Origin of the sequence: Streptomyces sp. NPDC058045 (genome assembly GCF_042885635.1) — a bacterium.
Classification (GTDB): Bacteria; Actinomycetota; Actinomycetes; order Streptomycetales; family Streptomycetaceae; genus Streptomyces.
Map to the genome: position 1 here is coordinate 80,282 of NZ_JBHVRR010000002.1, position 26,347 is coordinate 106,628.

Sequence of the window (26,347 nt, forward strand, 5' to 3'; positions counted from 1 at the left end):
CCATCCCGAGGCCCTGGCACCGGAGTTGACGAGTCCGACAAACACGCACACCAGCACCCGAACTGACCATGCAGAGCTGCGCCCACGGGCTCCGCTAACGGTAGAGACGGCTGGGGGTCAGCCAGGCGACCTGGACCAACTGCCCATCGTCCTCCTGGTCCTCGCCCGAGCCATTCGGAGCTGGCGCCTGCCTCATCTGCTCGATCTGGCGCTCCAGGCCCCGAAGGTTCTCCTGGAGGTCCATGGTCACCACCCCGTCCACGGTGACCTTCAGCGGGTCCGCGAGGAGCTTCGCGCGCCGCTCACCCAGCACCTCCAGGGCGACAGCGCACACCGACCGCAGCCGGAAGAAGCGGCGTTCCAGGTCGGTCGGGTCAGTGTCCGGCCCGAGCTGGGCCAGCAACCACGACCGCTGGAACTCGTCCACCCTCTACTCCTTCCACACGGCGCGGCCCGCGGTCGGGATGTTCCCGGCAGCGGGACGCCTTGGGTTCGTCACGACGAGGCGGACGCCGACCGGCCTCCGCCCCCGCCCCGCCTTGATGACGCGGACCTCTTCGCCCCTCCCCCGCTGACTGTCTCCTCCTGACCGTCGCTCTTGTCCACAGGCGGCTCTGGCTTATCCACAGAGACCGGCTCGCCGTAGGCCAATTCGTCCCAGGCGTCCGGGTTGGTGATCAGCACAGCCACTTCCGGGTCCGGGCTCTCCCCCGGCAGCACGATCAACTCCTCCCGCGTGGACGGGTCCTGTACGTACACCGCGGCCTTCAGCCGCCCGCGGCCCGCCATCACAGGACCCTCGCCACGATGTGCGCGTCCGGGGTGTGCATGACCGGCATCCCGACCGCGGCCCCCTTGGTGTAGATCTGCACGGGGTCGTCCTGGACACCCCGGGTGATGATGAGGCCCGGCGCGTCCTCGCGGAGGATCTCGGGGTTCGTGCCGCGCGAGAGGACCAGGCCCTCGGCGGTGACCCCGTACATGGTCTGGGCCCACTTCTCCCGTTCCGGCGGCACCAGAATCCACAGGTCCTCCGGCAACACCTTGCGGGGCTTGCCGTCCACCCGGACCTGCGCCTTGTAGAACGTGATCGGCGGCAGCGAGTAGTTGCCGCGCACCACGTTGATCTGCTGCGGAGTGAGCGTCGCCGTCGGCGTGGTCGACGGGTTCACCGACCCGTAGTACGCCGCCCTGTAGGCGCTGTTCGCCGCCAGGTACGAGAACGCCTTACGGCTCGTGATCACCATCTCCGGTTCCGGAGCGCCGATGTCATCGAGCTGCTGAATCCACCGCAGCTCGTCCGCGATCGGATCGGAAGCCGGATCCGACCACGGGACGCGGGCGACCGGCCGGTTCTCCACCGGCACACCCCAGTCCACTTCGAGCGTCAGCCCGTTCTCCTGCTCCAGCTCGAACTTGCCGTCCGCGAGCACGTCTCCGGCGGCCAGCTCCAGACGGGAACGAATGGCCTCGACGTGGCGCTCCACGTCGTCGTACAGCAGCTCGATCAGCCGATCTTGATCGCTGCCGTGGGACGCCTCCAGCAGGATCTGCTCCTGCTCGGAGACGACGAGCTTCTGCCCCAGTGGCGGCAGCGCACCCTCGCGGGAGGTCTGCCATGCCTCACGGGTAGCGAACGGCACGCTCGCGTTGAACGCCCGGTACTTGGCGACGTTGACGTACCTGCCGGAGTCCTTGGTCCGCCACTTCACCTCTCGCAGCTCGACGGTCGGGAAGATCGTCTGAGTGAGGAGGAAGTCCTTCGGGGACGGGATCGCCCTGGCGAACGTCGTCAGGTCCATGACCGAGACGTCCTTGAGGAGGTCCTGAATCGTCACAGCTCAAACCCCACGCTCAGACGAAGCGGATCTGCGCGGCACGCGGGTGCCACACCAGCTCGGACACGTCGATACCGCCCGGCACCTTCGACGCCTTCACCGCGCCGTGCCAGAGCAGCGCGGCCGGCACCCGGGTCTGCCCCGGCGCGAACGGCGCCTCCGCGATCACGAAGCCGCGCAGGATCTGACGGCCGCAGTGCGCGTCCGGGTCGTACGGGCCGTAGAGACCGGACTCCGCGACGCGGCCGACCGGCACGCCGGACAGCACCCGGCCGTAGGGGTCACAGCCGTCGCCGCACACATAGTGCGTGCCCTCGCAGAACAGGTTCAGATCGAGGGTGATGGTCTCGACGGAGTCGGTGCCGTGCAGGGAAGCCAGCCACTCGCGGTTGGCGGTGATGTACTCGGACTTCGAGACAGGCTGAATAGTCATGTTCTTGATCTCCATGGACGCTGCGGTCAGACTCCGCACACCGCCACCGGGACGATGCCGTCCACGAAGTTCCAGGGGCGTGGTCCCCAAGATCAGAGCCCGGAACTACCGGGCAGCCTTGTCGCTGAACTCCGGTACCAGGCCACGACGCTTGGCCATCTCCAACCCGGCCGAACCAGGCTTCGACACCGAGGTCGTACGGGTCGGACCACGTCCGGCCGGTGCACCCCCAGGTGCGGCCGACACCCGAGTACGTGCCTCACCGAACAACTCCGGTCGGCGGGCGCGGAGTTGCTCGGCGGCGGCCTGGAACTGGGCCTCGCCAGCGTCCTCATCGTCCACCGACAGCAGACGCTCCGCGTCCAGCAGGTCATCGCCCTCCGCACCGAGGGCCACCAGCGCGGCCCGGCGCAGCGCGGCCCGCTCCCGCTCCGCGGCCAACTCCTCCCGGCGAGCGGCCTGCAACTCCCGCTCCTGCGCAACCTGTTCCCGGCGCTCGACCTCCGACAGCGCGGCCTGCTCGGCCTCCCGCTGCGTCGTCACGAACTCACTCAGCGCCTTGGGGGTGTCGAAGCCGAGCGTGGACAACAGCCGTTTGACAGCAGCCCGTTCCCCCTGAGCCTTCTCCCTAGTGAGCATCTTGCCCAACCGGTCCTGGGACACGATGACTTGCTGCTCTTGTCCACCCTCGTCCGGGGCGTCATCAAGCCGGTCATTCGTCTCATCCTCCGAAGAGGCGCCAAGGACCGGGTAGATCGGCCGCCCGTCACGGCGGTGGCCGACGGGACGGCGAGGCGGCAGGGGCCGGACCATACATCTCCTCCAGAGCGCCCCCGCGCCACCGATCAGTGTAGCCAAACGCCCGACTAACCACACTGGGCCCGGATCAATTTCGGCGAACTGGCCGTACTACGTAGGTGATGCGCGTAATCTTGGTCCAAGCCTGAATGTAGTGCCGTTTCTCACGCTTTGCCCCCTATGTCCCCGGACAACAGGGTCCGGGCTGACGAGAGGCGGTAACCATTGAGGTGGTTAGGGGAACTGGTCCGACGGCTTGGCCGGCGCGAACTCGCCCTGATAGTAGCTGCTGCGTTTCTCTCGGCCTTCGCCACCAAGATGGTGGACGTGGGCGGGGCAGCGGTAATCAGGCTGTTCAGCCTGCTGGGGTAGCCGACGACCACGACGTTGGAGCCGTCGTGGTCGTCGGCCGTTGACGGGCCACACCCAGGCAGAGCCCCGCTCCGCGTCGCGGAGCGGGGCTCCGTCACACGCGCGTCAGACGCTTCGACGCTCCTGGGCGACAAGAACCGGAGCAAGCGGTGGTCTTACTCCAGCCGAGTCACTGTTGGCGGGCAATGACTCTTAAAGACTTGCTGTAGCCGTTGCTTACAGACTAGTTGATCCGCGCAGTTGAAGAGTGAGTTTTATGTGTCATTGATCCGCGATCCTTTAATCAAAGTCGCCTTCATTAAAGGATAAGGAGAGGACTGTAGACGATTCAGACGCGTGTCGCATCCTCAACACCGCAGGTCAGAGCCTTGTCCGACCGTCCACTCAGGATGGCGGTCGGACAAGGAGGCCCCACCCCATGACGCTGACCCCCTACATCGCTGTCGGCCTGATCCCCGAGATCACCGAGGTCCAGCACCGCGACGGCATCGCCAGCAACCTCGACCACCTGTACTCGCTCACCCGCACAGCCGTCTCCCTTGGCGGCCTCGACCACCCCGTGCGGCTGGTCGTCCTGCCCGAGGGCGCGCTCCAGGGCTTCGCCGACGAGATCCACGACCTCGACCACGCCACCTACGCCCGCACCTGCGCCATCAACCTCCCCGGCGCCGAGACCGAAGAACTCGGCCGCTGGGCCCGCGAGTTCGACGTGCATCTCATGGGTCAGGCCAAGGCCCTCCACCCTGCGTTCCCCGACCGGTACTTCAACGTCGGCTTCGTCATCGATCCAACCGGCGAGATCGTCCTGCGGCACTACAAGCTCGCCCCGCTCCCGCCCATGGAACACAGCCTCAGCCCGCACGATGTCCTCGACCGGTGGACCGAGCTGTACGGCACCGGCCCCGAGGCGTACTGGCCAGTCGCGGACACCGCCATCGGTCGACTCGGAGTCATGATGGCCAACGAAGCGTCATACCCAGAGAACGCCCGCGGCCTCGCCCTCGGCGGCTGCGAGATCGCCTACCGCACCAGTTTCCCGTTGCCTGGCGTCGCCAGCGGCGCCTTCGACATCCAGAACCGAGCCCGCGCCCTCGACAACCTCATGTACGTCCTCGCCCCCAACCCCGCCTCCTACACCGGTGCCGACGGGCAGCGCATCGACTTCTTCGGCGGACGCTCCACCATCACCGACTACACCGGCCGCACCGTCGGCCACCTCGACCACGGCGGCGTCCCCACCTTCGTCACCGCCACCATCGACCTGCCCGCCCTGCGCCGGCAACGCACCACCGCCGCATGGACGAACTGGACCAAGGACCTACGCAACGAGCTGTACCGCACCCTCTACGACCAGCCCATCTACCCGGCCAACCTCTACGTCGAGCGCCCGCCCTACAACCATGCCGAGTACCGCGAGCACGTCACCGAACCCCAGATCGATCTGATGCGCGCCCGCGGCATCTGGCGCTGACTACCCGCTCACGCACCCCGGCCACAGCGTCACCGGCCCGAGACCACCGGCTCCCGCTCGCTCTCCCTCTTCATCAGATTTCGCTCCTCGCCCACGCCCGGACCGGCGTCGCCGTCCAGGTCCTCCTCGTCCTCGTCGCGCCTGTGACGCGCCGCCGCCTCCGCCATCCGCGCCTCGGCCTCCTGCTGCGCCTTCGCCCTGATGCGCTCCACCTCCTGCGAGGCGTCCCTGATCGGGTACCCGGCCTCCAGCAGCATCGCCACCGCCGTCTCCAGCGACAGCACCCCAGCCCCATATGCCGTGACCACCTCCTCCAGCACCGCCCCGCGGTCGGTCGGCGTGTGCGGCGCCCACGCCAGCCGCGCCGGCAGCGTCTCCCCGGCCGTCCAACCCTCCGCCCGCCCGGCCTGGTACAACCGCTGCACCATCTTGAACAGCAACCGGTACTTGTGCTCACGGGCCAGCCGCATCATGCCGATCAGCGCATCCAGCGGCCCCAGCGCCAGCTTCAGTGCGTACCCCGACGGCACCTCCGTGGCGTCCAGCGTCCCCAACCCGGCCGCAGTCACCCGCGAGTTGGCCGCGATCCGCTCCAGCAGGTGATCCACCCGCGCCCGCAACTCGGCCAACTGCGGCGACGTGTCCAACGCATCCATCCGCCCCGTCTCACCGAGCTGCCACACCGCCCCGGCCCGCACCTCCAACTCCTGCGGCCTGCCCGTCACCCGGTCCACCGGCAGCCGCGCGCCAGCAAGCCCGATGATCGGCGTACCCGTCGTCGCAGACGCCGCCGAGCCGTCTGAGTCCGTGGCCGCCAACTCATCGAGCGCCTGGAGAACCCGCGCGAGCACGGACCGACCCCAGTGCTCTCCGCCGTCCGGGATGGTGTTCGCGATGTGCACCACCGGCACGAAGTCCAACATCAAATCAAGCCGGTTCAGCTCCGTGCCATCCGCCGCTACCCGGAAGCTCGCCTTGCTCATCGGCAAGCGATCCAGCGTCTCGCCGCTCTTCAGATCCTCCAGCCGCCACTCCGCATCCGTCAGGTAGCACGTCACATTGGACGTCCGCCCCGACTCCCACGGATACGTCCGCGTCCCCGACGCCCCCTCCTCCTCTCCGTCGGAGATCGGGCCCAGCTCGTACGTCACCCGCCGCACCCGCGCCTTGATTCCGGCCTCGTCGTCGGCCGGCAGCTCCCACGCCAGATGCACCCGGCTCGGGAAGTCGTCGTCCGCACCGTCGTCCCATTGCGGGAAGAAGAACCCCGGGTCGTACACCCGCAACGTCGGCCGTTGCTTCTCCGGGTTCCACGCCAGCACCATCACGCTGTCCCCGAGGAGAACCGCCGCCCGCTCCGCCTGCTGCACGCGGAGCGTCAGCAGCTCCTTGTCCGCCCAACTCCGCAACCGCTGCTGCACCGCGGCTGCCTCCGCCGCTCCTGGAGTCGGCGTCGCCTCGTCAGCGTGCTCCGCCCCCTCGACCGCGACTTTCTGCTCCGAACCCAACAGATAGCCGAGCGCCGTATCCACCAGATTCGCAGCGTCACCCAACTCTCGCCGCTCCAAAGCGGCTTCGTCACCACCAGCCGCAGCAAGCTGCCCAGCCTGGTTGTTGTCGTACGAAGCCAGCACCTTGTACGCAGCCAGCCGCCGCAACTCCTGCGGCGGCACCCAGGTCTTGGCCAGCTCCGGAAACGCCCGGTTGCCCTGGCGGCCCGCCTCGGCCATCACCGGCTTGTAGTTCAACCACGACCACGCATCAATCACGAGTTGGCGCAGGCCCACGTCCACTCCAGGAAGCTCAGCCCCACGCCATCGATCAGCTTATATGGCCACGCGCATGTGCCCTACGGAAGCCGGAAGTTGCCGTAACAGATGTATCAGGCCGTCGGCGGTTGCACCACGTTCAGGGCAGCACGTTGTCCTGATGTAACTGCGCGCACCAAGTGCTGATCATTTCTCCTGAGTACAAAGATGGTCGCTAACATCCCGAGGGTGGGCCCCGCCAGTATGGCAGCGAGCCACGGCTGACCGTGAATCCCCACTACCACCGCACCACTCAACATTGCAGTTGAGATAACGAACCCGGCAATCAGTCCAACCATATACAGACTATGCGCCCGTTTTGCCGCAGACTCCCGGGCACTCGCCTCTGCAAGGGCAAGCTGAAATTCGGACTGCAACTGCATCGTCCGCGCCTCATGCTCCCTGCGTAGCTGAGGCTCCAGAGCGGCAAGAGCAATCTTCATGTGTTCCGCAGGCAGCTCCGCCCACTGCATGGCAATTTCCAAACCAGTGGGCTGCCGCGCCGAGGTTCCGCTGTCTGTGCTCACTGAACGGTCCCTCCGCTGCCGCTACCCACTCGCTCCGATTCGCTTAAGCCTCCCTCTGGCGGGGGCCCGAGAGCTTGAAAGAGTGCATCCAGCCCTTCATGCATATGGATGACACCTTCAACGGCCTGCTCATCCTGGGCCACACTCAATAGATTCGGGGGTCCGCTACCAGACACTGGACGAGCAGAATCTGAGCCAAGCATCGCCGCGGAGACAATAAGCAACCGCTCTTCCGTTCTCAGGTCCTCAACCACCCGCGAAAAGAGCGTTGTCTTCCCAGCTCCCGCAGGACCGATCGCCATCAGGTGTTTTCCGACATCACGTCCGGTCCTCTTACTGGGCGTTGGAACGGTGTCCCACCCCGAACGCGGTGAGCGCCGGAACGGTAGGAGAATCCAGTTCAGAATCCCAAAAACCAGAGCCGCCAAGATAGCCAACCACTCCCACATCCTGGCCTCCCCTGCCAGCTCGATCCGAACTGCCTCAGCGTTTCACATCTCATCGCAGCACGAGCAGCATTCACTAGCGTCGGCCCGTAAGCCGCCGGTCATCCCCACCCTGTGGAGGTGGCATCGTCGGGTCAAGAAACAGATCCCACAACGCCCACACCGCCGAGTCCAGCAGGTCCGGTGAGTCCTCCGTCTCCCCCTGGCCGACGAACGTCGTCATCTGTTCCTCCAACTCCGCGAACACTCGCGCCGGACCGACATGCGACACCCGCGCCTGCTCATACAACTGCGCCGCCGGTGCCGCCCGCGCCCGCTTCCCCCGAGTCGCGTGCACGATCCGCCAGTTCACCGTCGGATCCACCTGCTCCAACAACGCCGGCAGGTAGTCGCCACCGTTGTTCGCCTCGATGACCACGCAGTCCGCACGGTGCTCGTGGTACAGCGCCGCGGCCCGCCGCATCGCCGCCGTCGGCGTGTGCCGGTCCTGCTCGCAGTCCAGCAGATACCCGCGAGGCCGGTCGTCCCCGAACATCGACTCCACCGGGTAGCCGCGCCCGGCCACCGTGAACGCCGTCATGTCCGCGTCCTCGTGCGACTTCGTCGCCGGGTCCACAGCCACCACTACTCGCTGGAGATCCGGCAGATGCTCGGACCGAGGGCGGAAACCCTCGACCTCCAGCATCCACCCCTTCCACAGCGCACCCTCAACGTCCTCAAGCAGTTCCCCGGACAGTTCCTGCCGCCCCAGCCGGGTGCCGGCATACTCCCCCTCCAGTTCCTCGCGGGCAGCAGCCGACAAGTTCGCGTCGTTCTCCCGCATGTGCCCGCGGGTCAACACCACCCGAGGCGGCGCACCGTCCTCCCGGTGCTTCTTCTCCTGGGCACGGCCGCGCTCAACGAGCCGCTTCACATGTGGGAGCGGCTTCGGCGTCGTGGAGATCACGACCTGCGGGGCGTCCGCCTCGCGCAGGCAGAACCAGATCATGTCGTAGACCGCCTGCGCCACGATCCGGTTCCACGCCGCGTACTCGTCCAGCCACGCCTTATCGAACGCCCACCCGCGCAGGTTGTCCGGCGTCTCCGCACCGAATCCCCTGATGACGGTCCCGTTGGACAGCCACAGCGTCGTCTCACCCAGGCCGGACTTGTACTTGACGATCTCCTCCGGTGGGAACACCGACAGCAGCCCCGATTTCGGGGACTCGAAGCAGATGTCGCGCACCAACGTGGCGTTCTTCGCCACCACCGCGATCTGCTGCCCCGGCGTCTGCGCCCACTCCCGTACCGCCTCCGCCGCCGTCCGCGACTTGCCCCAGCCGCGGCCGGTCAGCAGCATCCACACCGTCCACACCCACAACGGCCGCCGCTGCGCCCCACGAGCATGGTGATGCAGCCACCCCGGATGGGGCAGCCCGTCGCAGTCCGGCACCTCACAAGCCCACCGCCGGGCCGACACCTCATCGGCCCGCACCAGCGCGGCGACCTCGGCCCGAAGCTGCTCCTCGCTCATCACCGACGGGTCCCCGAACCCCTCGACCAAGCCGCGCTTGGCCCGACCCCGGCTCACGACCCGCCCTCCGACAGCCGCCGCTCCAACTCGCGGCGCAACTGCTCCATGCGGGCCCGGCGGTCCTCGTCCGACAGCCCGGCCACGTCCACGCCCTCGTCCCGGTCTTCAACCGGCCCCACCGGTGCCTCACCCACGGCCCGCCGCTCGATCTCAGCAGCGACCTGGAAGTACCGCAGCAACTCCGACGGCGACAACTCCCGCGGGTCGAGGGTCTGCAACCGGGCAACCGCCTTGCCCTGTACGGCCTGCGCCAACTTCGCGTGCCTGCGAGCAATTTCACGCCGCGCCTGCGCCTGCTCCGCCAGGAACAGCCGGTCCTGCTCACGGTCGTACGCCGTCGCCCGCATCACCCATGCGAACTGCCGCGACCACCGGCCCACCAGCGCGCGGGATTTATCCAACTCCCGTGCCACCTTCGTGACACTGCGCGCCGGCCCGAGATCGCGGTACACGGCGAACGCCTCGAACGCCTGGACCGACTCCCCGCCCTGCCGCTCCCAGGACTCCACGGTGCCCTCGGCCACCGCTCACCTCCTGGCCGACGGCCGCTAGTTGCTCTGGGCGGCCAGGACTTCCAGCGCCCTCCACGGCTCGTCGGCGGGCACGGTGCCGTCCTGCACCATCCGGTCGATCGCCGCCCTCACGACGGCCGCCGACTCCACCGGCAGGACCCGCACCCCGAACACCGACTCCAGCGGCGCCGTCCCCGCCCTCGTCGGCTCCGCGGCCTTCGCGTCGAACCAGCCTTCGGCCAGCTCGCCAAGGTGCCGCTCGAACACGGCGAGGATCACGCCGAGTGCCGTCGCGGAGTTGCCGATCTTGTACGCGGCCCGCGAGGTCTCCAGCGCATCGAGCACCGGCTCGTACTGCTCCAGCCCGGCCACCCACCGCTCATCCGCCGTCGCCGTGGAGCGGGCCGCGTCGAACGCCGCTTCGGCGCGCTCCAACTCAGGCGGCAGGAACATGAACTGCACGCTGGAGAAGTCGAGATTCGCCTCCCCCAGCGAGGCCACGTCCACCTTCTCCAGCAGGTCAAGGGCCTTGTCATCCAGGCCCGTGTACTGCCGCCACTCCACCGACTCCAGCTCGTCGTACAGCTCCTTGAGGATCGCCGGATCGTCCTGCCCCGCGATCGCGTTGTGCGAGAGCTGGAGCGCGATCTGCCGCTGCCGGGGCAGCGGCTCGTCTATCTGCATCCACCAGATCGTGGACAGGCCGGCCTCAACCGCGGCGAGCGTGCGGTGGTTCCCGGACAAGACGACCAGCCGCCCCGCCTCCCGGTCGTTCCACACCAGCGGCGTCGAGGTCAGATGCCCGTCCCGCTCGATGTTCGCCACGAGCTGCCGGAACTGCTCGTGCGGCAGGAACCGCGCGTTGTGGTCGAGGAGCGTCAGCGTGCGCGGGTCACCCTGCACCATCTGCGGCGGGGCGAGCCGTGTGGACTCGGTCTCCATGATCAGACTCCCGTCTTCGTCGTCGGAGCGCCCCACCGCTTCGCCCACATCTGAAGGGCCTCGGCCAACGTGTGCCGACCCATCGCCCCCTGGTACTGGAGCTGGAACTTCCAGCCGTCCTCGCTCGACGGGCCGCGCTTGTTCAGCCGCAGCAGCCCGCGGTACTTCATCGAGACCGGGTTGTTGCTGAACGCCGTCGTCGCCACCCGCCGGATGCGCCGCGAGAACGCCCGCTGGCACAGCAACTGGGTCTCCGTGCTCGTGGCCGCGAGCACGATCAGCTTCGACAACCGCGGGTAGTCGGTCGGCGCAACCCCGAAGTCCGAAAGCACGTACGCCTCGTCCGGGGTGAACGTACTCGGTGCCATCGCGTACACGCCGAGCAGCCGCCCGCGGCCGTCCTTCACCGCGACGGCGAGGTTGGCCGCCCCCGGCGCGATCCTCGGGTTGAGGTACCGGGAGCGCAACGCATTGAACTGTCCAGGCTTGAGCAGCGACAGCCGCAGCGGGCCGACCAGTTCCTCGCCCTCGCGAAGACGCGGGATCTTCACCGGGTCGATCGGCTGACGGGGTGCGACGATCCGTGTGCGGGCTTTGCTGGCGTACACGTAGAAGGGAGCGGCGCGCGGCGTCGCTTTGATCACGCCACGCAGGTACGGGTGCAACTCGGGCACGCTGTGATTGGAGGCCGTCAGCCAGTACGGCCGGTCCGTGATCGCGCCCAGCACGCCCACCACGTCGTCATCCGACAGCGGCTTGTACTGCGGCGCGTCCCAGGTGAAGTGGGCTTCCAGCGGCTCGTACAGCTTCTCGTAGCCGCCGCCGTAAAAGGGAGGGAAGGAACACACAGGAGCGTCGCCAGGGACCTTCTGGAGCCAGGAGCGCACGTCCTCCACGTCGTACGAGGCCAGTTCGACGTCCGAGCCGGACAGCCGCTCCACGGTCTCCGCGTGCTTGGCCTTCCACTGCTCCCGGTAGGAGCGCACCACTCGCTCGTGCCACAGCCCATCGCGGCCGACACTGGCGAGGAACCGTGTGCCGAGCATGAGGGTGGCCACGGTGCCCACGCCGTCGTCCAAGGAGTCTGCGAGCCAGCCGAGTTCGTCTCGGCGCTCGTCGCGGAGCTGTATGCCGACGGGCTGTCGGGTGAGCCACCGGCCGACCGCGCTGGTGTAGATGGACACGTCGGAGGAGTGGAGGCCGAACCCCATGCCTGCCAGGGACCGTTCGATGGTGAAGTTCCCGCAGCACGGGATGTAGACCGGGCCGCTCGGCCACAGGCTGGCGGTCTCGCGCACGATCGAGCGCATGGGGCCCGGGATGGTGCCCTGGAACATCTTCGCCTCCAAACGAACGACAACGCCCGGCCTCGGCGGGATGCCGGGCCGGGCGCTGGACTGGAACCTACACCAGGAGCACGCAGCCCCTTGGAATCATGTCATCTATTTACGGAGCGCGATTCCGACGCTCACAGCAAGGTTCCCTGCTGGTAGTGGCCGTCCTCCATTGGGGACAGCTCCCGCACCTCGTCCCCGGTGCGGTCTTTCCACCACGCCGCGAACATCCGGCGGTGGCACCACAGGCCAGGCTTGGCCAGGTCCTCGAAGCAGAGCAGGACCAGGCGGTGATCGCCTTCGGCCTCCGCGATCTGCCGGAGCCGCGCAGCGATCCGCTCGGGCCCAAGCCGGTCGAGGTCACTCCGGAACGCCGCCGCGAACTCGGGTTCGGGAGCCTTGAGATAGTCCCGACGTGGCGCGAGCTCCCGCACCGAGTGGGTGAGGGAGTAGGGGAGTTTGAACCGGACGCCGCCAAGGGTGATGCGCACCGGCACCCCTTGCGGGGGCTGGTGCGCTTGGAACCGGTTGGTGAACAAGGTGAGCACTCTGCTTCCTTCCTTACTACCGATCACCCCGGCCGTGATGGTGTGCTGCTGATGGCCGGGGAGTTGCCGGCCCCGCCCCTGCCTGGGAGCGGGGCACGGAGGGCGCCGGGCCCACGGGGGAGGAGCCCCCCAGGCTCGGGCCAGTCTGTTACTCCTGCGTGTAGACGAAGGGAGTCCGAGCTGCCATCTGAACGACGAGGTCGAACTCCACCAGACCGTCCGCACAGTTGGCCGTGAACCGGATGATGCGGTTGGTCTCGTTGGCATACGCCGAGGCCGTAGTGTCCTCGACTTCCTCAATCACTTCGGACGCAGGACCAGGTACGAGATCGCGCGCCTTCACCATGAGGGAGGAGATGTGGTCCGTGATCTGCCGGATCGCCGGATGGTCCGACTTGGACCCCCAGTCCACGCACTCCGACCTGACCTGATTGAAATCAACGGAGAGCTTTCCGTTTCCCGCCATCTCCAGATCTCCAATCCCGTAAGAAATTTCTTTCCGTACTTATATCTTATGACATTTTCAATTCCATGAACATGGAATTCGAGAGGAAATTTGAATGAAAGTGGGCGCAGCCGGGACTTCCGACTGCGCCCACCTCTCCACCCTTCCGGGGGAGGGGGAGGGCGCGGGCTCAACGCGCCCCCTCTGCTCTACTCCGCCGCTTGGGCGGCCTTCTTGGCGGGCGCCCGGCGTGCGGCGGGCTTGGCGCCGGTCGACCTCTTCACCGCCGGCTTGACCGCTGCGGGCTTGGTGGCCTCTTCAGGCTTCTCGGCCTTCTTGGCCGCCGCCTCCTGCTGGACCTCGGCGGCCTCCTTGTTGAACTGCTCGACCTGCGCCCGCTGGATGCCCTGCGCCTTGCTCAGCAGGTTCCGCACCATCTGGACCTTGGCGTACAGGCGGCCGACGACCCGCAGGTGGCGGGCGAGGTCGTCGCCGAGGATGACGGCCAGGTCCTCGGGCTTCTTCTCAGCCAGCTCCTCCAGTAGCGGGATCAGGACCTCTTCAGCCTTACTGAGCCCGTCCTTGGCCTTGACCTTGGCCTTGGTCCGCTTCTCCTGCTCCTCGGCCGTCGGAGCCTTCTCGTTGGCGAGGGAGGTCTGGCTCTCCATCATCTTGAGGCCGTTGGCGAAGTGCTGTGCGTCCGCCTCGCTGTCGAAGTCGCCGCGCACGTAGCGCATGGCGGCAACCATCTGGTTTGCCGGGTTGAGCTGCGCAATGTGCCAGGCGAGGTTGGACTTGATCTTCCCCTCGTCGACCATCTCCGACACCTCGGGCCGCAGGGTCAGCAAGCCCAGCCGCCAGGTGATGTGGGTCTCGGTCTTGCCGAACTGCTTGGCGATCTTCTTCGGGTCCCAACCGGCGGCCGTGAGGTCGGCGTACGCACCGGCCTCCTCCATGATCGTCATGTCCGCGCGGTTGACGTTCTCAGCGATGCTGAGAACGTACGCCTTTTCCTCGGTGGCACCCGCGACCACCTTGGCCGGGATGACCTCCAGGCCGGCCGCCTGGCAGGAGCGCCAGCGCCGCTCGCCCGCGATCAGCATGTAGGGAGCCTTCTCGCCCTCGACCGGCCGAACGACGACCGGCTGAAGGAGGCCGTTCTCCTTGATGCTGCTGGTCAGTTCCTCCTGCGCCTCCTCCGAGAAGAACTTCCTCGGCTGCTCCGGGTTGGGAGCGATCTCGCCGACCTTGAGGCTGATGAACTCGATCTTGTTGGTGTCGGCCATTTCCCCGCGCCCTCCATGAATTCCGTTAGGGTGTTTCCCTTTGTTCTTGCATTTATATCTTAATGGCAAATACCGCCAAAGCAAGTTCAGAACTCTTTTAATTCAAGTGAATTCGAAAGGAGAATTTCCCGCCTTTTCCATTTCTTATTCGCGTGCACACGCGAGAGGGCCCGCCGCGACCGAACTGGTCACGACGGGCCGACTTCCCTCACGCACCCCGACGACCGCACCGGACGGCCGACTCCTCGCCAGGCGGGGCGCGGGGGGTCGGCCACCCGGCGAGGAGTAGGGCAGGACGCCGCTCACGCGACGCCGCCAGACGGGTTCCTGCGGCTGCTGTACCCGCCCGACGCGAAAGAACGTACAGCAGCACATCAACAATGTCATCTATTTTGAGAACGAGACTCCCGCCACTCTCACCACCCTTACCAGGGCTCGCCATCGCCAGCACCTCGCCCCTCCCGTCGCATGAGCGCCATCACCTCGACCGCCCGGCGAGCATCGTCCTGCGCCGCTCCACCCACCGCGCCTCCCAGAACTCGCGGCGCCTCCTTCGCGATCTCGGCGATCCGGCGTTCGTCAACCTCGGACATGAATGCGGTTTCCTCCTGTGCACGGCGTGCGCGCCGCTCCGCCCGCCCTGATGCGACTCCTCGGGGCAACCCACCAACGGCGGGCACACGGGGGTACAACCAGTGCCCGCTCACCAGTCGTCACTCCGCCGAGAAACTGTGTGACAAATCCTATAACCTGGGCGACGTAGTGTAATCTTTGCGGTTGTTACCGGTCGGCCACACCGCCGGGAGCATACGACACAGCCAGAGATGACGGACATGGCAGACACCCACGACGACGGGCGGGCCCTGGGCCTCCGAGCGAAACTCCTCGCCCTGTTGAGGCTGCGCCGCGACGGCGACGGCTTCACGCCCAGTGCGCGGGACATCTCCAACACCACCCGCAACGGACCTGGTCCCGGCCTTTCTCACAGTCAGGTGAACAGCCTGTTTAACGGGTCGAGTCGCAACCCCACAGCCACTACCCTCAGCTCAGTGGCCGACGCTCTCGGCGCCCCAGCAGCATTCCTCCTTCGGGGACCCGAGTGGGACGACCTGACGGCGCTCACCATGTTCGCGTCGAGACCCGAAGCCCGCGAAGCCCTGCGTTTGATGCAGGGTCTTGAAATGCAGGACATTCTTGCAATCAGCTCAAGGCTCCGAGAGGTCCGTCGCCAACGAGGGCTGTCCGAAGACGTCCCTACGATCCCCCCGCCTCCCCCCGGCGTTGACCAGCCCCGCGAAGGGCGCCCACGACGCCGGAGCCTGCATGACGCCGCTGAACGAGCAGCGGACTACCTGGAAGGACGCTGACGTTGGACGGCCCGATCTTCGGCCTGTGCTCCGTACTCACCCTGCTGAGTACGGCCATCGCCCTCTATCGAGCCGTCACACAGCGCAGACAGAACAGCGATCTCTTCCGCATCTCGCGCCGTGCCCACGTCCTCGCGCTGGCCAGCAGTTTCCTCAGCTCCGTGCTTGCGATCCCCACTGTGGCCGACCTCGTGGACGGCGCGACGACCGTGGAACTGTCATCGCTCGTCTCACACATCGCCGCCGTGATCTTCTGCACAAGTCTCCAAGTCATGATCATCGACTGGGAATACCGGGAACTGCCGCACGACGTCAACATCGCCTGCCGCATCGGCTTCGTCGTCGTGGTGTGCGGACTGCTGATCTGGCAGTTCCGCCACACCAACCCCGCACGGCTCGACGTGGAACTGGACCTGTCGTACGCCGAGTTCAACGAGGTGCGCACCTACCTGCTGACGTACCTCGGCTTCTTCGCCACCGCCGGGGCCGAGGTGGCGATGCGCGCAGCCAAGCTCGCCCGCGCCGTCTGGCGACAGGGCCGCGCGGCCGGTGCCGGCCTGGCCGTGGCGGCAGCCGGGGCGGCGCTCGGGGTGTTGTATGCGGTAAGCCGCGGCGGCTACGTCCTCGCGTTCGAGCACGGCCACACCTGGCCTTTGCCACTCGACAACCTCATCAGCCCCACGCTTGAGGGGTTGTCCATCCTCGGCATTGCAGCCGGGCTGTCGATGGCCGTCCTCAGCAACCACCGTCGACCTGCTGTGCTCCGCCGCGGTGTCAACCTCTAGCTAGACGCAGTACGACTCCTACTCGGCGGCACCCCACTGCCGCCAGGTGAAGGCCACCCGGTCCGAGTCCACGGTGCGCGAACCCCTGGACGCGGCCGGGTACACGGCGATCTGCTCCAGCAGCAGGACGACCAACCCCTTCCGCGCCTTCAGCGGGGCGTGCTTCCACCAGCGGACGAGATCCGGGACAGAGCCGACAGGGACGTGCTTGACCTGCTTCAGGAACCGGGACTGCGTGGACTTCTCCCGGATGAGGCTGCTCAACTCCTTGTCGGCCGCCTTGAAGGCAGCGAGCGACATACCCGATCCCGTGGCGTAGTCCGCACCCAGCTTCGTCTGCCGACGACGAGCCGAAGCAACCTGCTTCTCCAAGTCCATCGCCTGGAGGAGCAGTTCCTCACGCGCACGGCCGATCAGCTCCGCGACCTCCGGCTTGGCCAGCTCGCCCATAACCTGTTCGCCAACGTATTTCTCGTACAGATCGGCGTTGATGCGGACTCTCCCACAACCGCCTGGATGTTGCGCCGAACTCGGAGGGCAACGGTGCCCGCGAGCCCCCGCATTCGACGGGGACGCTCCCAGCGTGGTTCCACACAGGCCGCACACACTGATGGGACCGGAGAGCAGATACTCCCTCTGGTCGGCGCGCTCCTTGTCCGGATCGTTGCCCCGTTTCATGGCGCGGATCTCCAAGAAGTCCTCAACCGGGATAATCCGAGGACCCCCACTGTCGACGAGTTCGCCGTCCTCGGTCTCCCTCAATCCGGCAATGGCCGGGTGATGGAGCACACCGGCCAGCACATCAGGTTTGAACGGGTTACCCAGCGTGGTGACGTAACCCGCTTCGGTCATCCACGCCGTGATCGCCGGAAAGCCCTGTTGCTCCCGACGCCGCGACGCGGCGGCCCGGATGCCCTCCGCCTCCGCCTCGCGCACGCGCTGATACGCCATGTCCTCAAAACCGTAAAGCCTTGGCATCTCCTACCCCTCCACCCGACCCCCTACAAGTACCAATTTAGCAGCAAGATAGGTCACCTTGCTGATAGACCCACGAACACCATGGAATCGTACATTCCCGTGATCACGGGCTCGCCTTCGCCCGAGGCTCAACACCCAGCACCCTCCAGAGTTCGGCAGTCGGAACCCGGACCGTGCCCCCCAAGGGCAGCGTCCTGACGGGGAACGCGCCCCGTCGTACCAGTTCGTACGCCTTGTCCCGCCCTACACCCAGCGCGCGACCGGCCGTCGTGATGTTCACAGTTGCCGGGAGAGCTAGCAGCTCCTCCAGTCCCATCGCGCCGGTCGGTCCACCCGGTTCCTGAGCAGTCATGTCGTTGGTCGCCTGTCTCCCCCGCGCCAACTGGTAAACGACTTTACCGCAGTGTCCGACAGCCCCAGCAAGATCAAATCAGATCACACCAGACACGTACGGATACGTACGGCACCGGCTGGCTGTGAGCCGATCAAAGCCGACAGCAGGGGACAGGATGTTCGAGCCGAGCTACTACCGACGCTGCCAATGCAAGGGCGCGCTGAAGGACAAGGAAGGCAACCCTCTCTTCAACGACGACGGCACCCCCAAGGTCGGAGACATCGGACTGTCCTGTCCCAAGCTCGGGAAGAACCACGGCACTTGGTACTTCTACTTCGAGGGCGAGCCCGGCGAAGGCGGCAAGCGTGCGCGCGTCCGCCGAGGCGGCTTCACCAAGCTGGACGACGCCAAGAAGAAGGCCAAGGAGCTATACGACGCCGCGTCCGCCGGCACCGACGTGCTCTCCGACGAGAAGTGCGGCGACTACTTCGTCCGGTGGATCAAGGCCAAGAAGTCGCTGGCCCGCACCACCATCCACGGCTACGAGGAACACATCGCCAACTACCTAATCCCTCACCTCGGCCACATCAAGCGCCGCGACCTCAAGGTCCGCCACCTCGACAAAATGTACGACGCGATCGAGAGGGAGAACGCCGAGCGCATCCTTCACCGCCTGTGCGTCGATCAACTCCAGAAGGACCGCGACGACGCCCACCAAGCCTGGGTGAGGACCGCGGGCTACGCCAAGAGGGAGGAGCGCCGTACCACCCGCCGAGCCTTCCTCAACGCCAACGCCGCGCTCCGCGAGGGCAAGAAGGGGCTTCGGAAGATCACCTCCGCCGCCACCATGCACCGCATCAACGACACCCTCAGCTCGGCTCTGTCCTGGGGGATCAAGCGCGAGCAGGCGTTCGCCAAGAACTGGGCGCAGCTCGTGGAACTGCCGACCGTCACCCGGCCCAAGCCGCTCGTCTGGACACCAGAGCGCGTCGAGCACTGGAAGCGCACCGGCGAGAAGCCCGGCCCCGTCATGGTCTGGACACCAGAACTCACCGGCCAGTTCCTGGACTTCGCCAAGGACGACTGGCTCTACGAGCTGTGGCACAGCTTCATCTTCCTCGGCCCCCGACGCGGCGAGATGGCCGCACTGCCCTGGACAGAGGTCAGCACCGATGCCCTCTGGCTGCGAGTCTCCCAGCAGATTGTCGAAGTCGCGTACAAGCTCTACGGCGAAGCACCGAAGGCCGATAGCGTCCGCACCCTGTCGCTGAGCCTGGAGTCCGGCGACAACCTCGTCAGCTTCCGCTCCAAGCAGGAGCAGAAGCGCCAGGAATGGGGCGACGCCTACGTCGAGAGCGGCCGGGTGTGGACGCACGAGAACGGAGAGGAGTTGCACCCAGACTGGATATCCCGACGCTTCACCCGCCTCGTAGAGCTGTCCGGACTACCGCCCGTCCGACTCCACGATCTCCGCCACCTGGCCGCCACCCTCTCCTTGCTCGCCAAGAACGACATCAAGGTGGTCCAGGAGAAGCTGGGCCACTCCTCGCGTCAGATCACCTCCGACACCTACACCAGCGTGCTGCCCGAGATGATGCGGGCTGAGGCCGAGTCAGTCATGTCGGTCGTCCCCCGCGACATCTCCTACGCGGAACGCACGCCCCTGGAGATCCCCGAGACGGCCTGGCAGGCCGACGTCGCCGTGTTCTTCGCTCACGGTGCACGACAGTCAGGCGACACCTGGGCTGTTGGAGCACAGCGAAAGCCGGACTCCGACCTCCTCGGCATGATCACGCTGACCGGACGAAGCCAGGGCGATGCCGCCAACGCCGCAGTGAAGTGGGTGCGTGACCACTGCGCCACGAACAGCCTGGAGCTGGTGCGAGTGGAGAACTTCAACGACCGCTATTCCGAGGAGCAGCAGTCGAACTTCTCGCTCACCCGCTTCACGGTCGCCCGCTCCGAGTCCCCGGGCCGGGCCGGCTTCGCCCTGCCGACCGGGCTGCCGCCGGCGTCGAGGAGGGGCCGCCGAGCCCAGACCAGGCGCCCGAAGCCGACCTAGCGTCCCCTCGGTTCCCTGGTTTTGGCGCCGTGTCCCCTGTGTGTCCCCTGGATCTTGGTCTGAACGGATGAACGGACGTCACCACCCTGGAGTGGTGACGCCCGTTCTGACGTTTTCGCAGGTAGGAACGGCTCTCTGGAAGATCCGCAGGGTGGGGCGGCTGGGACTCGAACCCAGGACCGACGGATTATGAGTCCGTTGCTCTAACCGGCTGAGCTACCGCCCCGTTACGGCGTGCCGCGTACGGGTGTGCGCGCCGTCTGCCGCAGCATAGCCGCTCATACGATCTCCTGCCTCGGATGGTCGGCTTCGCTCGACCATGAGGACATCGACCGCGGCTGCGCGGTTCCACGGCACACGAAAAAGGACCCCTGTGGGGTCCTTCTCGGCTGCTCCCCCGACTGGACTCGAACCAGTAACCTGCCGGTTAACAGCCGGCTGCTCTGCCAATTGAGCTACGGAGGATCGAGCTCCCCCGACTGGACTCGAACCAGTAACCTGCCGGTTAACAGCCGGCTGCTCTGCCAATTGAGCTACGGAGGATCGCCTCGGTGCATCGAACGTACCTCGCTGGGCATCCGCCGGGCGGCGCGCGCTCGCTGCAGCACATACATTAGCGCAAGCGGGGGGGTGCTCCGCCAATCGATACGCCGTCATCGACACCGATTACAAGAAGAAGGGTGGCCACCATGCGCTACCGGCTCACATTCGTCGCCGGACTGGCCCTGGGTTTCGTACTGGGAGCGCGGGCCGGGCGCGAGCGTTACGAGAAGCTGAAGCGGGCCGCTCAGGGGGTTGCACAGAATCCGGCGGTGCGCAACACGGCCGAGTCCGCGGCGCAGCAGGGCCGGGACCTGGCCGGGAGGGCGCTGCACTCGGTGAGCGACCGGGTCGGCGACCGGATGCCGGATTCGGTGGCGGACCGGGTGCGCTCGCTGCGCGACCGGGGCTCCTCCGGCGAGGACGAATGGGGCACTTCCAACACCTGACGCACCGTTCCCGCACCGGAACGAGACCGTGCCGCCTCCCACCGCGGGGGCGGCACAGTCGTGTCCGGGGACGGCGAGTTCCGATCGGGTCGCACGGTACGGCAGAATTTTCGCCATGGGGATAGTCGCGGGGCTGGACAGTTCGCCCGAGTTCACACGCATCGTGGTCTGCGACACGGAGACCGGTGCCGTGCTGAGACAGGGCTTCGCGCCGCATCCGGGCGAGACCGGCCGGGTCGGCGACATCGATCCGCAGGCCTGGCTGCTGTCGCTGGGCGAGGCCGCTTCCGGCGGGATGCTGGAGGGCGTGCAGGCGATCGGGGTGTGCGGGCAGCCGAACGCCGTGGTGCCGCTGGACGGTCAGGGCAACGCGGTGCGCCCGGCGCTGGTCGGCAACGACAAGCGGGCGCAGGTGGCCGCCGCGGATCTGGTGGACCGGCTCGGGAGCCGGGAGGCGTGGGCGGCGGCCGTCGGCTGTGTACCGCAGGCCGGGCAGGCGGTGACGAAGCTGCGGTGGCTGGCGCGGACCGAGCCGGAGGCGGCGCGGCGCGTCGAGTCGGTGCTGGGGGCGCACGACTGGCTGGTGTGGCAGCTGCTGGGCCGCCCGCCGCAGCGCACCACGGACCGGGGTGCGGCCTCGGGTACCGGCTACTGGTCGGTGGCGACGGGCTCGTACCGGACGGATCTGGTGGAGTTGGCGCTGGGGCGTCAGGTGGCGCTGCCGGAGGTGCTGGGGCCGGCGCAGTCCGCGGGGACGACGCCGGAGGGGCTGCTGATCTCGGCGGGTACGGACGAGACGATGGCGGCGGCGTTCGGGCTGGGGATCGGCACCGGGGACGCGGTGGTGTCGCTCGGTGCCTCCGGTTCGGTGATGGCGGTGCACCATGAGGCGCTGGCCGACTCCTCGGGCATGATCACCTCGCTCGCGGACGCGACCGGGATGCATCTGCCGGTGGTGCACACCTCGAACGCGGTGCGGACCCTGCGGGGGACGGCGGAGTTGCTCGGGGTGGATCTGGAGGGCCTGTCGGCGCTGGCGGAGAAGTCGACGCCGGGCGCGCACGGGCTGGTGCTGCTGCCGTATCTGGAGGGTGAGCGCACTCCTCATCTGCCGCACACCGCGGGCACGTTGAGCGGTCTGCGGCGTGAGTCGATGAAGCCGGAGCATCTGGCCCGGGCCGCGTTCGAGGGGATGCTGTGCGGTCTCGCGGACGCGCTGGACGTGCTGCGCGGGCGGGGTGTGGCGGTGCGGCGGGTGTTCCTGCTGGGGGCCGCGGCGGAGCTGCCGGCGGTGCGGGCGGCGGCGCCCTCGCTGCTGGGGGTGCAGGTCGTGGTGGTGCAGCCGGCGGACTACGCGGCGCTGGGTGCGGCCCGGCAGGCGGCGTGGGCGCTGGGTGTCGCGCGGGGCACGCTGGGCGCGGACGCCCCACCGGCCTGGCAGGGGGCGGCCTCCCAGGTCTTCGAGCCGGGCGAGGAACTGCCGGTGGGCCGTGCGGTGCGCCAGCAGTACACGGCGGTACGGGACCAGCTCCATCCGAACGCTTTCCCGCCAGCCGCGGACTGACCGCCGCTCACGGGAGCGGTGACCCGGCGGGGTAAGCGGAATGCGCCCTGACGGATTAATTGGCTTGAGGTAACGCGGGTGGAGTGTTCGACGATAGGGGGTGTTGCACCGCTGTGCCGCGAACCCTCGCAAACCTCCGCAGTCCCGCCGAGAGCCATCACCGATCCCGAGAGACCCGAGCGTGCTCATACGACTTCTACGGGCCCACCTGGGCCCGTACCGCAAACCCATCGTCCTGCTGGTGCTGCTGCAGTTGCTGCAGACCTCAGCCTCTCTCTATCTGCCGACGCTCAACGCCGACATCATCGACAACGGTGTGGTGAAGGGCGACACCGGCTACATCCTGGAGTACGGCGGAGTGATGATCGTCATCACCGTCGTGCAGATGGTGTGCAACATCGGTGCCGTCTTCTTCGGGGCGCGGACCGCCGCCGCCCTCGGGCGGGATGTGCGGGCCGCCGTCTTCGACCGGGTCCAGGCCTTCTCGGCGCGTGAAATGGGTCACTTCGGCGCCCCGTCGTTGATCACCCGGACCACCAACGACGTCCAGCAGGTGCAGATGCTGGTGCTGATGTCGTTCACGTTGATGGTGTCGGCGCCGATCATGTGCGTCGGCGGTGTCGTGATGGCGCTGGGTCAGGATGTGCCGCTGTCCGGGGTGCTGCTGGCGGTGGTGCCGGTGCTCGGTATCTGCGTCAGCCTGATCGTGCGCCGGCTGCGGCCCCTCTTCCGCAAGATGCAGGTGCGGTTGGACACGGTGAACCGGGTACTGCGCGAGCAGATCACCGGTAACCGCGTGATCCGCGCCTTCGTCCGCGACGAGTACGAGAAGGAGCGGTTCCACGGGGCCAACGAGCAGTTGACCGAGGTGTCGTTGGGCACCGGGCGGCTGCTGGCGCTGATGTTCCCGCTGGTGATGACGGTGGTGAATCTGTCGTCCATCGCCGTGGTCTGGTTCGGTGCGCACCGGATCGACAGCGGCGGGATGGAGATCGGCGCGCTCACCGCGTTCCTCGCGTATCTGATGCAGATCGTGATGTCCGTGATGATGGCCACCTTCATGTTCATGATGGTGCCGCGGGCCGAGGTCTGTGCCGAGCGCATCCAGGAGGTGCTGTCCACGGACAGCAGTGTGGTGCCGCCGAAGGCGCCGGTGACGGTGCTGCGCGCGCACGGCCATCTGGAGCTGCGCGGCGCCGGGTTCCGGTATCCGGGCGCCGAGGAGCCGGTGCTGAGGTCGGTGGATCTGGTGGCCAGGCCCGGGGAGACGACCGCGGTCATCGGCTCGACCGGCAGCGGCAAGTCCACCCTGCTGGGGCTGGTGCCGCGGCTGTTCGACGCCACCGGCGGCGAGGTCCTGGTGAACGGCACGGACGTACGGACGGTGGAGCCGGAGCTGCTGTCCCGGACGGTGGGGATGGTCCCGCAGAAGCCGTATCTCTTCGCCGGCACCGTGGCGACCAATCTGCGCTACGGCAATCCGGACGCCACCGACGAGGAGTTGTGGCACGCCCTGGAGGTCGCCCAGGCCAAGGGGTTCGTGCGGGAGCTGGAGAACGGTCTCGACTCGCCCATCGCACAGGGCGGCACCAATGTCTCCGGCGGCCAGCGGCAGCGTCTCGCCATCGCCCGGACGCTGGTGCAGCGGCCCGAGATCTACCTCTTCGACGACTCGTTCTCGGCGCTGGACTACGCGACGGACGCCGCGCTGCGGGCCGCGCTCGCCGAGGAGACCGCGGAGGCCACGGTGGTGATCGTGGCGCAGCGGGTGTCCACCATCCGCGACGCGCACCGCATCATCGTCCTGGACGAGGGGCGGGTCGTCGGCACCGGCACCCACCGCGAGTTGATGGCCGGCAACGACACCTACCGGGAGATCGTGCTCTCCCAGCTGACGGAAGCGGAGGCGGCCTGATGGCGGGGCCAGGCGGGCGGATGATGGCGGGCGGCGGCCCCGATCAGCGTTCCATGGACTTCAAGGGCTCGGGCAAGCGCCTGCTCGGGCAGTTCCGGCCGGAGAAGCCCACCATGATCGCCATGCTCTGCGCGGGTGTGCTCAGCGTGGCTCTGTCGGTGGTCGGCCCGAAGATCCTCGGGCGGGCGACCGACCTGGTGTTCTCCGGGATCATCGGCCGGAAGCTGCCGGCCGGGCTCACCAAGGAGCAGGCCATCGAGGGCCTGCGGCAGCGCGGCGACAAGGGCGTCGCGGACATGCTCTCCGGGATGGACTTCACCCCGGGCCACGGCATCGACTTCGGCGCGGTCGGCTCCGTGCTGCTGCTGGCGCTGGGCACGTTCCTCGGGGCGGGCCTGCTGATGGCGGTGTCCACCCGGCTGTCGACGCGGGCGATCAACCTGACCGTGATGCGGCTGCGCGGCGAGGTGCAGGACAAGCTGTCGCGGCTGCCGCTGTCGTACTTCGACAAGCGGCAGCGTGGTGAGGTGCTGAGCCGGGCCACCAACGACCTGGACAATCTGGGGCAGACCCTTCAGCAGACCATGGGGCAGTTGGTCAACTCGCTGCTGACGGTCGTCGGTGTGCTGGTGATGATGTTCTGGGTGTCGTGGCTGCTGGCGCTGGTGGCGCTGGTGACGGTGCCGCTGTCGTTCGTGGTCGCCGCGCGGGTCGGCAAGCGGTCGCAGCCGCAGTTCGTCCAGCAGTGGAAGTCCACCGGCGAACTCAACGCGCATGTCGAGGAGATGTACACCGGGCACACCCTGGTGAAGGTCTTCGGCCGGCAGAAGGAGTCCGCCGAGCGGTTCGCCGAGCAGAACGAGGCGCTGTACGAGGCCGGTTTCCGCGCCCAGTTCAACAGCGGCATCATGCAGCCGCTGATGATGTTCGTGTCCAACCTCAACTATGTGCTGGTGGCCGTCGTCGGCGGTCTGCGGGTGGCGTCCGGGGCGCTGTCCATCGGCGATGTGCAGGCGTTCATCCAGTACTCGCGGCAGTTCTCGATGCCGCTGACGCAGGTCGCCTCGATGGCGAATCTGGTGCAGTCCGGTGTGGCCTCCGCCGAGCGCATCTTCGAGCTCCTCGACGCCGAGGAGCAGCAGCCGGACCCGGTGCCCGGCGAGAAGCCCGACGTCCTGCTCGGCCGGGTCGAACTCGACCATGTCTCCTTCCGCTACGAGCCCGACAAGCCGCTCATCGAGGACCTGTCGCTCACCGTGGAGCCGGGCCACACCGTCGCCATCGTCGGCCCGACCGGCGCCGGCAAGACCACCCTGGTCAACCTGCTGATGCGGTTCTACGAGGTGACCGGCGGCAGCATCACCCTGGACGGGGTGGACGTCTCCAAGATGAGCCGGGACGAACTCCGCTCCGGTATAGGGATGGTGCTCCAGGACACCTGGCTCTTCGGCGGCACCATCGCGGAGAACATCGCGTACGGGGCGTCCGGGGAGGTGAGCCGGGAGCAGGTCGAGGAAGCGGCCCGGGCGGCGCACGCGGACCGCTTCATCCGCACCCTGCCGGACGGCTACGACACCGTGATCGACGACGAGGGCAGCGGGGTCAGCTCCGGTGAGAAGCAGCTCATCACCATCGCCCGCGCCTTCCTCTCCGACCCGGTGATCCTGGTCCTGGACGAGGCGACCAGCTCCGTCGACACCCGTACCGAACTGCTCATCCAGCAGGGGATGGCCCAACTCGCCTACGGGCGGACCTCGTTCGTGATCGCGCACCGGCTGTCGACGATCCGGGACGCGGACACGATCCTGGTGATGGAGAACGGGGCGATCGTGGAGCAGGGCACGCATGAGTCGCTGCTGCTGGCGGAGGGGGCGTATGCGCGGCTCTACGCGGCGCAGTTCGCGCAGGCGGTGGCGGAGGTGGACTGATCCCGTCCCGGGGGCGCGGGTTCCCTTCGGGGTGCGGGTTCCTTTCAGGGTGCGGGGCGCGGGGGCTGGGGTTTGCGCAGTTCCCCGCGCCC

General features: G+C 67.4%; 22 protein-coding genes and 3 tRNA genes. 7 read left to right on the top strand and 18 right to left on the bottom strand.

Going from position 1 to position 26,347, the window contains the following annotated elements:
- Nucleotides 1–94: 94 nt before the first annotated feature.
- The 4 genes from ACFVST_RS02015 to ACFVST_RS02030 all read right to left on the bottom strand — a co-directional run bounded on the left by ACFVST_RS02015 (nt 95) and on the right by ACFVST_RS02030 (nt 2,934).
- Nucleotides 95–427, bottom strand: a complete 333-nt coding sequence (locus ACFVST_RS02015) for a hypothetical protein (RefSeq protein ID WP_390145915.1) — start codon at nt 425–427, stop codon at nt 95–97.
- 361 nt (nt 428–788) lie between these two features.
- Complete coding sequence (locus ACFVST_RS02020) at nt 789–1,838, bottom strand: major capsid protein (protein WP_390145916.1); 1,050 nt, start codon at nt 1,836–1,838, stop codon at nt 789–791.
- Between the two features lie 16 nt (nt 1,839–1,854).
- The gene (locus ACFVST_RS02025; RefSeq protein ID WP_390145918.1) at nt 1,855–2,271 is read right to left on the bottom strand and encodes a head decoration protein; all 417 of its coding nucleotides are present in this window, start codon (nt 2,269–2,271) and stop codon (nt 1,855–1,857) included.
- A gap of 105 nt (nt 2,272–2,376) precedes the next feature.
- Nucleotides 2,377–2,934, bottom strand: a complete 558-nt coding sequence (locus ACFVST_RS02030) for a hypothetical protein (protein ID WP_390145920.1) — start codon at nt 2,932–2,934, stop codon at nt 2,377–2,379.
- A gap of 925 nt (nt 2,935–3,859) precedes the next feature.
- On the opposite strand from ACFVST_RS02030, the gene ACFVST_RS02035 reads away from it, so the two are divergent.
- A complete protein-coding gene (locus ACFVST_RS02035; RefSeq protein WP_390145922.1) occupies nt 3,860–4,912 on the top strand; it encodes a nitrilase-related carbon-nitrogen hydrolase in 1,053 nt (350 codons plus the stop codon).
- Nucleotides 4,913–4,941: 29 nt separating this feature from the next.
- On the opposite strand, the gene ACFVST_RS02040 is transcribed toward ACFVST_RS02035, so the two are convergent.
- From ACFVST_RS02040 to ACFVST_RS02085, 10 genes are all read right to left on the bottom strand, one after another.
- Nucleotides 4,942–6,705, bottom strand: coding sequence for a hypothetical protein (locus ACFVST_RS02040; protein WP_390145924.1), 1,764 nt, complete (start codon nt 6,703–6,705; stop codon nt 4,942–4,944).
- A gap of 89 nt (nt 6,706–6,794) precedes the next feature.
- Nucleotides 6,795–7,247 (bottom strand): hypothetical protein, encoded by a 453-nt coding sequence (locus ACFVST_RS02045; RefSeq protein ID WP_390145926.1) that lies wholly within the window; start codon nt 7,245–7,247, stop codon nt 6,795–6,797.
- A gap of 522 nt (nt 7,248–7,769) precedes the next feature.
- Entirely contained in the window at nt 7,770–9,206 is a 1,437-nt protein-coding gene (locus ACFVST_RS02050; protein ID WP_390145928.1) for a terminase large subunit domain-containing protein, read from the bottom strand.
- 53 nt (nt 9,207–9,259) lie between these two features.
- Complete coding sequence (locus ACFVST_RS02055; RefSeq protein ID WP_390145930.1) at nt 9,260–9,790, bottom strand: hypothetical protein; 531 nt, start codon at nt 9,788–9,790, stop codon at nt 9,260–9,262.
- Nucleotides 9,791–9,814: 24 nt separating this feature from the next.
- Nucleotides 9,815–10,720, bottom strand: a complete 906-nt coding sequence (locus ACFVST_RS02060) for a ParB/Srx family N-terminal domain-containing protein (RefSeq protein ID WP_390145932.1) — start codon at nt 10,718–10,720, stop codon at nt 9,815–9,817.
- Between the two features lie 2 nt (nt 10,721–10,722).
- A complete protein-coding gene (locus ACFVST_RS02065) occupies nt 10,723–12,057 on the bottom strand; it encodes a hypothetical protein (protein WP_390145934.1) in 1,335 nt (444 codons plus the stop codon).
- Nucleotides 12,058–12,188: 131 nt separating this feature from the next.
- Nucleotides 12,189–12,545, bottom strand: a complete 357-nt coding sequence (locus ACFVST_RS02070; protein WP_390145936.1) for a hypothetical protein — start codon at nt 12,543–12,545, stop codon at nt 12,189–12,191.
- A gap of 205 nt (nt 12,546–12,750) precedes the next feature.
- The gene (locus ACFVST_RS02075) at nt 12,751–13,068 is read right to left on the bottom strand and encodes a hypothetical protein (protein WP_390145938.1); all 318 of its coding nucleotides are present in this window, start codon (nt 13,066–13,068) and stop codon (nt 12,751–12,753) included.
- Nucleotides 13,069–13,256: 188 nt separating this feature from the next.
- Entirely contained in the window at nt 13,257–14,333 is a 1,077-nt protein-coding gene (locus ACFVST_RS02080) for a ParB/RepB/Spo0J family partition protein (protein ID WP_390145940.1), read from the bottom strand.
- Nucleotides 14,334–14,758: 425 nt separating this feature from the next.
- The gene (locus tag ACFVST_RS02085) at nt 14,759–14,926 is read right to left on the bottom strand and encodes a hypothetical protein (protein ID WP_390145942.1); all 168 of its coding nucleotides are present in this window, start codon (nt 14,924–14,926) and stop codon (nt 14,759–14,761) included.
- A gap of 776 nt (nt 14,927–15,702) precedes the next feature.
- On the opposite strand from ACFVST_RS02085, the gene ACFVST_RS02090 reads away from it, so the two are divergent.
- Nucleotides 15,703–16,485 carry a hypothetical protein gene (locus ACFVST_RS02090; protein ID WP_390145944.1) on the top strand — a complete coding sequence of 261 codons (783 nt, stop codon included), beginning with the start codon at nt 15,703–15,705 and terminating at the stop codon, nt 16,483–16,485.
- A gap of 18 nt (nt 16,486–16,503) precedes the next feature.
- Here ACFVST_RS02090 and ACFVST_RS02095 read toward each other — a convergent pair whose 3' ends face one another.
- Nucleotides 16,504–17,436 (bottom strand): recombinase family protein, encoded by a 933-nt coding sequence (locus tag ACFVST_RS02095; protein ID WP_390145945.1) that lies wholly within the window; start codon nt 17,434–17,436, stop codon nt 16,504–16,506.
- A gap of 536 nt (nt 17,437–17,972) precedes the next feature.
- On the opposite strand from ACFVST_RS02095, the gene ACFVST_RS02100 reads away from it, so the two are divergent.
- The gene (locus ACFVST_RS02100; protein WP_390145947.1) at nt 17,973–19,859 is read left to right on the top strand and encodes a tyrosine-type recombinase/integrase; all 1,887 of its coding nucleotides are present in this window, start codon (nt 17,973–17,975) and stop codon (nt 19,857–19,859) included.
- A gap of 152 nt (nt 19,860–20,011) precedes the next feature.
- Here the strand turns inward: ACFVST_RS02100 and ACFVST_RS02105 are convergent.
- The 3 genes from ACFVST_RS02105 to ACFVST_RS02115 form a co-directional block, all read right to left on the bottom strand.
- A tRNA-Ile gene (locus ACFVST_RS02105) sits at nt 20,012–20,085 on the bottom strand.
- Nucleotides 20,086–20,251: 166 nt separating this feature from the next.
- A tRNA-Asn gene (locus tag ACFVST_RS02110) sits at nt 20,252–20,324 on the bottom strand.
- Between the two features lie 5 nt (nt 20,325–20,329).
- Nucleotides 20,330–20,402, bottom strand: a tRNA-Asn gene (locus ACFVST_RS02115).
- Nucleotides 20,403–20,548: 146 nt separating this feature from the next.
- Here ACFVST_RS02115 and ACFVST_RS02120 point away from each other — a divergent pair.
- From ACFVST_RS02120 to ACFVST_RS02135, 4 genes are all read left to right on the top strand, one after another.
- The gene (locus tag ACFVST_RS02120) at nt 20,549–20,848 is read left to right on the top strand and encodes a YtxH domain-containing protein (protein ID WP_390146275.1); all 300 of its coding nucleotides are present in this window, start codon (nt 20,549–20,551) and stop codon (nt 20,846–20,848) included.
- Between the two features lie 115 nt (nt 20,849–20,963).
- Nucleotides 20,964–22,412, top strand: coding sequence for an FGGY-family carbohydrate kinase (locus tag ACFVST_RS02125; protein WP_390145949.1), 1,449 nt, complete (start codon nt 20,964–20,966; stop codon nt 22,410–22,412).
- Nucleotides 22,413–22,593: 181 nt separating this feature from the next.
- A complete protein-coding gene (locus ACFVST_RS02130) occupies nt 22,594–24,327 on the top strand; it encodes an ABC transporter ATP-binding protein (protein ID WP_390145951.1) in 1,734 nt (577 codons plus the stop codon).
- Nucleotides 24,327–26,255, top strand: coding sequence for an ABC transporter ATP-binding protein (locus ACFVST_RS02135; RefSeq protein ID WP_390145952.1), 1,929 nt, complete (start codon nt 24,327–24,329; stop codon nt 26,253–26,255). The genes ACFVST_RS02130 and ACFVST_RS02135 overlap by 1 nt, the downstream gene beginning before the upstream one ends.
- The last annotated feature ends 92 nt before the right edge of the window (nt 26,256–26,347 follow it).

Excerpts from the sequence above, each read along its gene's own strand:
- ACFVST_RS02025 (WP_390145918.1), bottom strand. The coding sequence starts at position 2,271 with ATGACTATTCAGCCTGTCTCGAAGTCCGAGTACATCACCGCCAACCGC.
- ACFVST_RS02035 (WP_390145922.1), top strand. The coding sequence starts at position 3,860 with ATGACGCTGACCCCCTACATCGCTGTCGGCCTGATCCCCGAGATCACC.
- ACFVST_RS02050 (WP_390145928.1), bottom strand. The coding sequence starts at position 9,206 with ATGAGCGAGGAGCAGCTTCGGGCCGAGGTCGCCGCGCTGGTGCGGGCC.
- ACFVST_RS02060 (WP_390145932.1), bottom strand. The coding sequence starts at position 10,720 with ATGGAGACCGAGTCCACACGGCTCGCCCCGCCGCAGATGGTGCAGGGT.
- ACFVST_RS02065 (WP_390145934.1), bottom strand. The coding sequence starts at position 12,057 with ATGTTCCAGGGCACCATCCCGGGCCCCATGCGCTCGATCGTGCGCGAG.
- ACFVST_RS02075 (WP_390145938.1), bottom strand. The coding sequence starts at position 13,068 with ATGGCGGGAAACGGAAAGCTCTCCGTTGATTTCAATCAGGTCAGGTCG.
- ACFVST_RS02080 (WP_390145940.1), bottom strand. The coding sequence starts at position 14,333 with ATGGCCGACACCAACAAGATCGAGTTCATCAGCCTCAAGGTCGGCGAG.
- ACFVST_RS02085 (WP_390145942.1), bottom strand. The coding sequence starts at position 14,926 with ATGTCCGAGGTTGACGAACGCCGGATCGCCGAGATCGCGAAGGAGGCG.
- ACFVST_RS02095 (WP_390145945.1), bottom strand. The coding sequence starts at position 17,436 with ATGGCGTATCAGCGCGTGCGCGAGGCGGAGGCGGAGGGCATCCGGGCC.
- ACFVST_RS02100 (WP_390145947.1), top strand. The coding sequence starts at position 17,973 with ATGTTCGAGCCGAGCTACTACCGACGCTGCCAATGCAAGGGCGCGCTG.
- ACFVST_RS02120 (WP_390146275.1), top strand. The coding sequence starts at position 20,549 with ATGCGCTACCGGCTCACATTCGTCGCCGGACTGGCCCTGGGTTTCGTA.
- ACFVST_RS02125 (WP_390145949.1), top strand. The coding sequence starts at position 20,964 with ATGGGGATAGTCGCGGGGCTGGACAGTTCGCCCGAGTTCACACGCATC.
- ACFVST_RS02135 (WP_390145952.1), top strand. The coding sequence starts at position 24,327 with ATGGCGGGGCCAGGCGGGCGGATGATGGCGGGCGGCGGCCCCGATCAG.